This is a genomic window from Lysinibacillus sp. NPDC093190 (assembly GCF_050280425.1).
Classification (GTDB): Bacteria; Bacillota; Bacilli; order Bacillales_A; family Planococcaceae; genus Lysinibacillus.
Genome location: NZ_JBNNVG010000025.1, coordinates 36,375 through 45,226 on the forward strand (window position 1 = coordinate 36,375; position 8,852 = coordinate 45,226).

Consider the following 8,852-nt stretch of genomic DNA (forward strand, 5'->3'; position numbering starts at 1 on the left):
TTATTTTCCCTCTTTCATCACTTCAGCATTAGATGGCTCATTGGCAGCTGTCCCTTCATTCGTAGGCGGTGCTGCATTATCGGCAGCTTGTGCTTGAGGAGGAGGATTCAACTTATCATTGGCGTTCATAACCTTTCGCTCAAGACCTAAAACCTTCGACAGCAGCTCTGTCTCCTGATAAATTTCCTGTGCAAGTGTATAATATTCAATTGCTTTCCCAAACTCTTGGCGTGCATAGCTCTGATCTCCGCTTTTTTCTAAGCCTTCAGCCTTTAATTCCTTCTGGGCCTTTTTCAATTCAGCAATTTTAGCCTCTGTTTCTTCTATTTTTGTCTTTATTTGAGGTTCGCCAGTATAGGCAATTGTCAGTGCTTTTTTTCTTGCCTTTTGATACGTTTCAAGAGCCCCATTGTAATCCTCTGCCTCAAATCGAAAATCTCCATCCTTCACAGCTTCAGCAATTTGTACAATAGTATCCATATTGGCGATTCTTTGTTCAATTACTTCTTTCCCAAAGTTTTTAATAAGCTTTCCTTCTTTTTTAGCCTTTTCATATTGCTCAAGCGCATCGTTAAATTTACCTTCTTCCGCTGATTTATCTCCATTGATAATCAGATCGGTAACTCTTAATTTTTTAGCTAGTAAATTTCTATGTATTGGATCCTTCAATTTCTTGGCCGCATTTCTGCCCTCACTATATTCCAGCAGTGCCTTATCATAAGTCCCATCTTGAAAATAAAGGTTTCCGCTCTTTTCATGATCTTTCATCTCGACGGTTAATTCAGCCATTTTTTTGGCTTGCTTTGCCTGATAAAAAATCGTGCCTCCACCAACGACTAAAGCTAGGATTAATGCAGTTGCAATCATTTTGATGTATTTCATTTTTTTCTTATTTGTTTCCTGATAAACCTTATTAGCAAATATAGCTGCGATTGTGTAATTATTGACAACTTTTTTTTGCCTACTTAACAGTACCTCTTCTAATAAATCAATGTATTTCTCAGGCTCTTTTGCATCTTCCAACGCATCTGCCATTTCAATTTCATTGACATCCTCCCAAAAGCCGGCTGTACAAAGCACTAGTACATCGTCATCCATTAACTTCATTTTCTTTGAAACAAAAGGCTGAAAATCTTTTGGTTTACCAAGATAGTTTAGTAAATTAGTTCTTTCCTCGTGCTGACTAATATCGAGCGAACGGTTCCTATTATTCACTATCTCTTGCGCTAAGCTTTGATCAGTGCTTTTAAACGATAAAGTACCATTACGAAAATGATACAGTCTCGAATTTCCTGCAACTGCCACAATCATCTTTGAGTAATCTGATACGACTATGACAATACTAGCCTTCAATCTCACCCTTAAGCTTTGAGCTTGAAGTATGTCTTGCGCATTTTTCAAATATTTTTTAATGCTTCTTCTAGACATGGATGGCTTTTCCATGAATTTCTCTAAAATTGCCTTCACGGCAAGCTCTGCACTACTTATTTCCTGATCAGAATCTAACCCTTTTACAGCTACCCAGCAGGCTACATCATCCAGCTCTGTATAGGCAAAGTAATCTTTATTTTGCAAAAATGAGCCCGCTTCGGATAAAAAGCTTGTTTTAAAGTTGCTATTTTCCTTTCTCATGATTACTCCTCCTTATTTACTGACTCATTTAAAGACAACAAGTAAAATGATTACCATGTTTTTTCTAGAATAACGATGGTTGCATTATCTTGGTTTTTTAAGCGTTTTTGTTCAACGGCTTTTATCATGTCTTGAGCAATATCATAGGGAGTTGCTTGCTGAGAGAGAATTTTCTCCATTTCAACCTCTGTTAAAGTATCATAGACTCCATCACTAAATAGACATACCTTGTCCCCTCTATTTAGCTGAATCGGACTTTTTCCTATATCCATATTTTTAAAGCCTTCATATCCTAAATAATTGATAAGTCTCTTTTTCAAAGGATTTTCCTGCACCTCAAGCTGAGATATTTCACCAGATATATATCGCTCAGTTAACACTGATTCAAAAATATGCTTTTGATTGATTGCCTTAAATTCTCCATTCCGAAAAATGGTTATGACACTATCTCCTACGGCTCCCCAATGAAGAAATCCGTTGTCATCAATAACGGCTGCCACTAATGTAGTCCCACCATTCGAGCCATTTAAATTTTCGACAATCATATGATTACTTGCAAAAGCGGCCTCTTTAAAAAATTTTTCTAGAGTATTTAGACCGCTAAGCTTTTTAAATTCTTCTATAAATGTATTGACAGCAACAGTGCTTGCCATCCTACCGTTGGCTAAACCACTGATACCATCTGCCAGGACTGCAATTGTCCCATCTTTCGTTTCAGCTGTAGAGAAATAATCATCTTGCTCATCACGTCTGCCAATCGTTTGTCCATTTCCGATTGCTATTTTGTTTTTTTCATTTTGTTGCGCAAGCATGTTTCTAATGATTATTAATGCCACGAGTACAACGATAAAAATAAGTGCAATTATGTATGGCAGTAGTTTCTGATCCATTTATCATCATTCCTCACTGTTGTTGTTTTCCCATTCAAAATGAACACCACATAAGGGAATAAAAAGAAACATACTTCTGCCTAATTGAATAACATCATACGCTGCTAGCTCTGTTGGCGTATAAATCGCTTCATTATTAAGATAAGCTAAGCCTGATGCATCTCCTGGAAGTAGATAAAAGTTTCTTTTTTTAGGATCATAAACAATGACTGCATGGTTACGCTGAGAAATCGAATTATCTCCAACAATACGAATGTGCATATCCTCAGCTCTACCAATAAAGTTTTTTTCCGATAAAATCCGATAGTCTCGACCCATTTGAGGCCCTTCAATACAAACTAACCATCCAGTTACCGGATCAATGCCATCCATTTCTCCAAGATATGGCATTGTTTTATCATCTACCTCTGCTACAGCTGTTTGCTGACTGCTTGGTCTTTGCTCCTGTTCCACCATTACATTGCAATATGGACAAACATTTCTATGTCTTCTCGAACTAAACATGTGACCATTAGTACATCTAATCAAACTCATTTTCGCTATCCCCCGTCTATGTTACGAATTTACTTGTCTCTATTTCACTAAAATTCGCGTATTTGCTATGTATATCGTGTCTCCATTACCTATTGGGTTGGGACTTTCGTGTTTTATTCTATTTTTAACGCGCTTATGAGCTTTTTTTAAACCAACACCATTTACCGATTCAATATCCTCTATGTACCATACGCCAGAAACATTATTTAATACGGCATGTTCATAGTTAATAAGCGATTCATATTCTGTACCGCTTAAATCGATATCTACCTTATTGTCAGCTGAACTTTTCCCAATAAGTAATGATGTTTGGTCATCTATCTCCCATTCATCTATTTCACCTCCTCGATCATTGAGGAGAACTAATTTTCGAATTTTATTGTTTGTCACTTTGTAATTTGTATCTCTTGCTTCATACTTCATAGAGCCATAAATAATTGCTAGTATGACCAGCATTAGTCCAATAATTGTTTTCAAAATAAAATCCTGATTCATGACAAATACGTATAAAATAAAAAAGAAGGCGATTGTGACAATAATGATATCGATTATTTTTATAATCATTTGTTTCTTTGCGTTTTCAGTGTATGCATCCATTGAATTTTGGTCATACATGGTATCACACTCCCTCATACTAGCAATGGCATAGTTTTACTTGTTGAAAAAACGTTCAAATAAATCAGTTGTATCTAGTGGATTCTTCTTTGCATTTTTGTTAAGAGTTGATCCCATTTCTTTCGTTTTAGGATTAAAGCCAAAAAAATGCTCAAAGTTCTTTTCAATATTGCCCATATTAAAGTCTGGCTTTTTTTCAGTAGACTGTTGGCGTGTAGACTGTTTTTCATATGTCTGTCCATTACTCCAACTTTGACCAGCTCCATCTAGGCGAGCATCATATGCCTCTCTTGAAGCTTGATCCTTCAATACTTTGTATGCCTCTGTCACTTCTAAAAAAATCTTTTCAGATTCTTTATTTCCACCGCTTACGTCTGGATGATGTTTTTTTGATAGTTTTCGATAAGCGAGTTTTATTTGTGCTTGCGTGGCGTCTCTACTGACACCTAAAGTTTCATAATGCGTTTTCATGTTTTCATCCCCAGTATTAGGATTATTCAAAATTATCTAAGGAACTATGAAAGTCCCTTAGATAATTTGGAGTGTCTATCAAGCAGCAATCTTAGACAGCGTAGCCGCCTTCGATTTTCGCCAAGTCTGTTTTGTCTTTCTTTTGCTTAATGAATAAGTAAAATTCACCAATACCTTCTGTATCACCATATTTTTCTGAATAGTCAACGACAAAAGCATTTGGGAAATTAATTTTTCTTACTACTTGATCAGCAGAAATAACTTCTAATGTTACTTTACGGTAACAGTCAGCCTTTTCAGCTGGTACTAATGACCATAATCCTAATTTCATCGTATCGTCAGAATTGTCACCATCAGTTGCAGTAAGGATTTTACCTCTTATTTTTAAAGTTGCTCCTACATCTGTAGAACGTGCGTTAGAGTCATCTGGAGTGTCTGTTTCATACTGTACAGACATAATGCTATCTAACCCTAGTTCAATTGCTTCTGATCCTTCTACTTTTAATACAAAACCCATTTTTAGTACCTCCTAGTATTTGTTGAATCTTCTCAAAAACTGCTTTAGGTGAAATTTATAACTAGCTGTATGCATTCCTCCATGCCTAATGCAAGTACATGAAACATGGAGAAATATGTAATGTTACCACCATGCAATTTATGGAAGATTCTATTTATGTTAAAAGATTTATGAATAAATCTTAAACATCCCACTTAAAAAATTTTTGATTGTATGTTTAAACTTGTTAGGCCTTAACAGCACTACTTGCCTTTGTAATCATGACTTCAAGATTCTTCACATTACCGTTAAACACTAGATCAATCTGACATGTGCTTGTTTTTTCATCGATAATGTAGCCGATGTCATCTCCATCATGAATAATGGAGTTTACATAGCCTTTATCATTAATCCATTTGCTTTTTTGACTACTTGGATTATTACTAAAGAATCGAACGATATTTTCGTGCTTAAAGTCGCCTGATTGGAATCGTAAAATTCTTTCAATATACGTACTAACTTGTGTTTTGTAGATTGAATCAAATCCATCTTCTTCCATTGCTAGACTTCTAGCTTTATACACTGTAATACGTTTAATGTCTTTATCTTGAAGCTGTGCATTTTCTGAAGAGAATACAAAGCCAAAGCTTCTACTGTTAATAGCATCTTTAATGTTATTAGTAAATCCAGAGATTTCTTTCGCCATTGTTGTAACGGCTCTAAGTGAGTTATCACCAGCTTCGATATCGAATCGTACACCTGGATAATTTCTCTGAACATTTCTAAATGAGTCTTTCAAATATTCTGGACATTGATAAGCTGAAACAATACCTGCCGCTACATAGCTAGCACCAACATAAACGCCCTCTATCCAAAGCTTTAAAATATCCTCTTTTTCTTTAGATAATCTCGCTCCATTTTCTGTTGTCTGCATTCTTGTATCAATGATTACACCTGATTTATCTTTAGGAATAATAGTGAAGTTCGGTAAACATGGTATCGCAAACTCACTATAATCTTTTCGAAGAAGCACTGAGCATTTATCGATTAGTCGATCAATACCTGCTGTAGCAATTCCATTGAATGTCGTTTCTTCTTCTGCCATGAAGTTGAAGAAAATCTGTACTTTATAATCTTTCACAGTATCAAGAAGGACGGATAACGATTCCATAGTATTGCCATCTTGCTTGGCAACCTTCTCGTTCCCTTTAAATCTAGATCTGCTTACTTTCATTTTTCCGGAAGCCTCTAGTTCTAGGGCAGGGACAATTCCATACCATACCGTATCTGTAAAGTCATTTTTGGAGTTAACAGTGTTTAAATACGTGCGTAATCGTGGTAGATTATTACTTTTAACGAGCATATCTAACTTTGCGTTCGTTACAAGTAACGAGGGCTGCATACCTTTGTTTTTAGTTGCATACTGATCAAAGTACATTTTTACGCCTAATAGTTTTTCAACTAATGGCTTCACTGTTTTTACAAATTCATCCTTAGCATCCTTATAGAATTCTAAGTATGTATTGTAGTTTTGCACCTCTGTCTCTACATCAAATTCAGCTTTCACAGCTGGCAAAGGAGAGAAAGTTCTTACGACTAAATCTTTGACATAAGAGGATGGTGATTCTGTAATCGCCTCATAATCCTCTTCGAAAACTGTGCTTAAACCATAGTTACTATTTTCCTCAATAACCATCAGTTCCGAGCTATTATTTTGTGGTGCCTCAATGATTTTTAATTCACCATTATCACCAATCGAAAGTGTTCCAATTTGTAATTTTTCGGATTCATCTTCATCCTGATTAGCACCTAACAATAGTCTCGTTTTAATATCTTCAATTGCTAAAGGAAGCATCGCCATGACATTATTGTAATTTCTACTTGCTACTTCAAACATCAGGTTTAGCTTGTCCCCTGTATCCAATTTTTTTGGATCGCCTTCATCTAATTTGTCATATTCACCGTATAGGTAATGGATTTCTTTTCTGACTTGTCGAATGTCGTCCATAACCTTTTTAGGAGAGATCATATCGAGCAAATTTTCAAACTTAAAGTCAACATTCGCAATGCCCTGACTTCTTTTCGTATCAATGAGGGTAAATAGCATCTTTAAAAAATCATTATTTTGGTCAATTGCTATTTCAGAAATACAGTCATCTTGAATTCCTTCTGGTTTCTTTAATGTATACATAACCTTTTGGTTAGCAGCATTGTAGAATGAGTAAACCGTTGGAGAAAACTTATCTAAAAATTCGTCGAAGCTTTTGACAAGTAGATATTCATTCATTTCTTTAATCTTTTCATCACTAAGACTGTCAATCCCTTTTACATCTCCAACAAGCGTAATTAAATCCATTTTTTCCGGATTAATTTCCTCAAAGAGCATGGTTCTGTTTGTTTGACTAATAATCTCCATTCAGTCGGCCGTATAATTATACGACCATCCCTCCTTTTTGTAACGAATTTCGAGTAAGCATAGTCATAAGTGAGTAGCAAATAAAATATGATGGCAACGCATTTAATAACCTAATTTGAAACTAATAAGTAACAAAATGGTAATTCAAGACAAAGAATCAGCAGTTATTTTTATTTCATATGGGTCTGTATGTAATTATTCACAACAGTTACTCATACTAGAATTACTAAATGATTCTATAACCTTACATGCTTACTTCACTGATGACAGTATGTATCACAAAGTAACTATACAACATATAATTTTATTGTCAATATTTACAATAGAATTATATGTAAAACAAATGTATTTAACTGGTTACTTGGTAAAAAATAAACATATTAAAATTTATGATGTTTTTATAGAAATAAATGTATTTATTCTTTTTTTTTACTAAAAAAACAGCTTATGGAGTGAAAATTCATAGTCCATAAGCCGTTAATTAAAAATCTGTTTTTAAGTAATAAATGATACTATAGAATTACTATTATAAAAAAAACAGTCATTTAGTAACATTTGAATTAAAATAGTTCTTTATCCTATTGGCAATATTTTCGGTAGCAACAGCCAGTTCCATAAATTTAAGTGAAGAGCATCGTTTCTTTGCTTGCACTGCCAGCCCCCACATGATTGTTTGAGATAAAACAATACTCACTTTTCCATTATATTTTCTCACATTTTCAATTTTATCCTCGATTATACGTTGTGAGCTATCCAGTGGAATAATATCCGTTAGAGCATAATAAAATGTAGCTGCTAAACTATAAATATCTGTATATACACCTTGCTCAGATATATTCGAATATTGCTCAAGAGGGGAATAGCCTGGACTAGTAAATATTTGATAATTTTCTTCAGTTTTATAAAAAATCGCTGATCCAAAATCTAGTAAATATGGCTTACCCTCAGAATCTATCATAATATTACTTGGTTTAATATCACGATGGAGTATGCCTTTTTTATGTAAATAGCGTAAAGAATCAATTAAAGGGAGAAAAATACTAGTGTATAAATGTTCTCTATCATTAATAGGATAATCCTTTATGTATTGATCTAATAACTTTCCTTCATAATACTCCATAATGATATAAATCGATCCATTTTCCTCAAAGTGCTCAATATATTTGACGATATTGTAATGATTTATTTCCTGCATAATTAACGCTTCATTTAGAAAATTAATTTTTAAATCCTCGAATTTCTGCTTTGTTGAAGGCAAACGATTAATGACTGTTTTATTATCTAAATCCCGTAAAGCAATGTCATTTGGAAAGAACTCTTTAACAATTAACTGATTCCCTTCATTGATATTCTCCGCGATATAAACAAAGGACAATTTACTAGTAGCATTAACTTCTTTTATTTTATATGTATCGTTCAACACACTGTTTTCCGGTAAGCTCAATTCAACTTCAGTCGCTTGCATTTTTGATCTATCAGTCCTTTCAAAACGCGAATTACGAACAATCTGTTACATTTTTAGCGCGAAATATATATTTATTTTAACTAAAATACAAATTAATGTAAGTATATCAATATACACCCTTATATTAAATAGTTATCTTATTGTAGTTCTACATCGAATAGTGTGTTAGGCACAATTTGAAGCGGTTGCTTTGTTTTTTCCTAGCACCTTGCTGGTTCAATCCGTCGCTTAGACTCTTCTTTCCGTCACCCTGGCTCTTCTTTCCGTCGCTTGGACCATTCTTTCCGTCACTTCGACTCTTCTTCCCGTCGCTTGGATCATTCTTTCCGTCAC

9 protein-coding genes are annotated in these 8,852 nt (G+C 34.5%); all 9 read right to left on the reverse strand.

Translation table 11 applies throughout. The features are described 5' to 3' along the window. Positions 1-1,632, reverse strand: a complete 1,632-nt coding sequence (locus tag ACQKOF_RS18190) for a serine/threonine protein phosphatase (protein ID WP_427559980.1) — start codon at positions 1,630-1,632, stop codon at positions 1-3. Between the two features lie 50 nt (positions 1,633-1,682). Continuing rightward, on the reverse strand, positions 1,683-2,522 hold the full coding sequence (locus ACQKOF_RS18195) for a PP2C family protein-serine/threonine phosphatase (protein ID WP_427559982.1): 840 nt from the start codon (positions 2,520-2,522) through the stop codon (positions 1,683-1,685). Positions 2,523-2,528: 6 nt separating this feature from the next. Next, positions 2,529-3,056: an FHA domain-containing protein gene (locus ACQKOF_RS18200; RefSeq protein ID WP_427559985.1), complete on the reverse strand. Its 528-nt coding sequence runs from the start codon at positions 3,054-3,056 to the stop codon at positions 2,529-2,531. A 39-nt stretch (positions 3,057-3,095) separates the two neighbouring features. Then, positions 3,096-3,671 carry an FHA domain-containing protein gene (locus ACQKOF_RS18205; protein WP_427559987.1) on the reverse strand — a complete coding sequence of 192 codons (576 nt, stop codon included), beginning with the start codon at positions 3,669-3,671 and terminating at the stop codon, positions 3,096-3,098. A gap of 36 nt (positions 3,672-3,707) precedes the next feature. After that, on the reverse strand, positions 3,708-4,142 hold the full coding sequence (locus tag ACQKOF_RS18210; protein WP_427559990.1) for a J domain-containing protein: 435 nt from the start codon (positions 4,140-4,142) through the stop codon (positions 3,708-3,710). A 91-nt stretch (positions 4,143-4,233) separates the two neighbouring features. Continuing rightward, entirely contained in the window at positions 4,234-4,659 is a 426-nt protein-coding gene (locus tag ACQKOF_RS18215) for a membrane-associated protease 1 (protein WP_427559993.1), read from the reverse strand. 226 nt (positions 4,660-4,885) lie between these two features. Then, positions 4,886-7,054, reverse strand: coding sequence for a hypothetical protein (locus ACQKOF_RS18220; protein ID WP_053486090.1), 2,169 nt, complete (start codon positions 7,052-7,054; stop codon positions 4,886-4,888). A gap of 541 nt (positions 7,055-7,595) precedes the next feature. Continuing rightward, a complete protein-coding gene (locus ACQKOF_RS18225; protein ID WP_427559996.1) occupies positions 7,596-8,519 on the reverse strand; it encodes a serine/threonine-protein kinase in 924 nt (307 codons plus the stop codon). A gap of 148 nt (positions 8,520-8,667) precedes the next feature. Continuing rightward, on the reverse strand, positions 8,668-8,852 hold a 185-nt coding region (locus ACQKOF_RS18230; protein WP_427559999.1), incomplete at its 5' end, for a hypothetical protein.

Bases quoted from the DNA above. Each gene is read 5' to 3' on its own strand.
- ACQKOF_RS18195 (WP_427559982.1), bottom strand. From the start codon at position 2,522: ATGGATCAGAAACTACTGCCATACATAATTGCACTTATTTTTATCGTT.
- ACQKOF_RS18210 (WP_427559990.1), bottom strand. From the start codon at position 4,142: ATGAAAACGCATTATGAAACTTTAGGTGTCAGTAGAGACGCCACGCAA.
- ACQKOF_RS18215 (WP_427559993.1), bottom strand. From the start codon at position 4,659: ATGGGTTTTGTATTAAAAGTAGAAGGATCAGAAGCAATTGAACTAGGG.
- ACQKOF_RS18205 (WP_427559987.1), bottom strand. From the start codon at position 3,671: ATGTATGACCAAAATTCAATGGATGCATACACTGAAAACGCAAAGAAA.
- ACQKOF_RS18220 (WP_053486090.1), bottom strand. From the start codon at position 7,054: ATGGAGATTATTAGTCAAACAAACAGAACCATGCTCTTTGAGGAAATT.
- ACQKOF_RS18190 (WP_427559980.1), bottom strand. From the start codon at position 1,632: ATGAGAAAGGAAAATAGCAACTTTAAAACAAGCTTTTTATCCGAAGCG.
- ACQKOF_RS18200 (WP_427559985.1), bottom strand. From the start codon at position 3,056: ATGAGTTTGATTAGATGTACTAATGGTCACATGTTTAGTTCGAGAAGA.
- ACQKOF_RS18225 (WP_427559996.1), bottom strand. From the start codon at position 8,519: ATGCAAGCGACTGAAGTTGAATTGAGCTTACCGGAAAACAGTGTGTTG.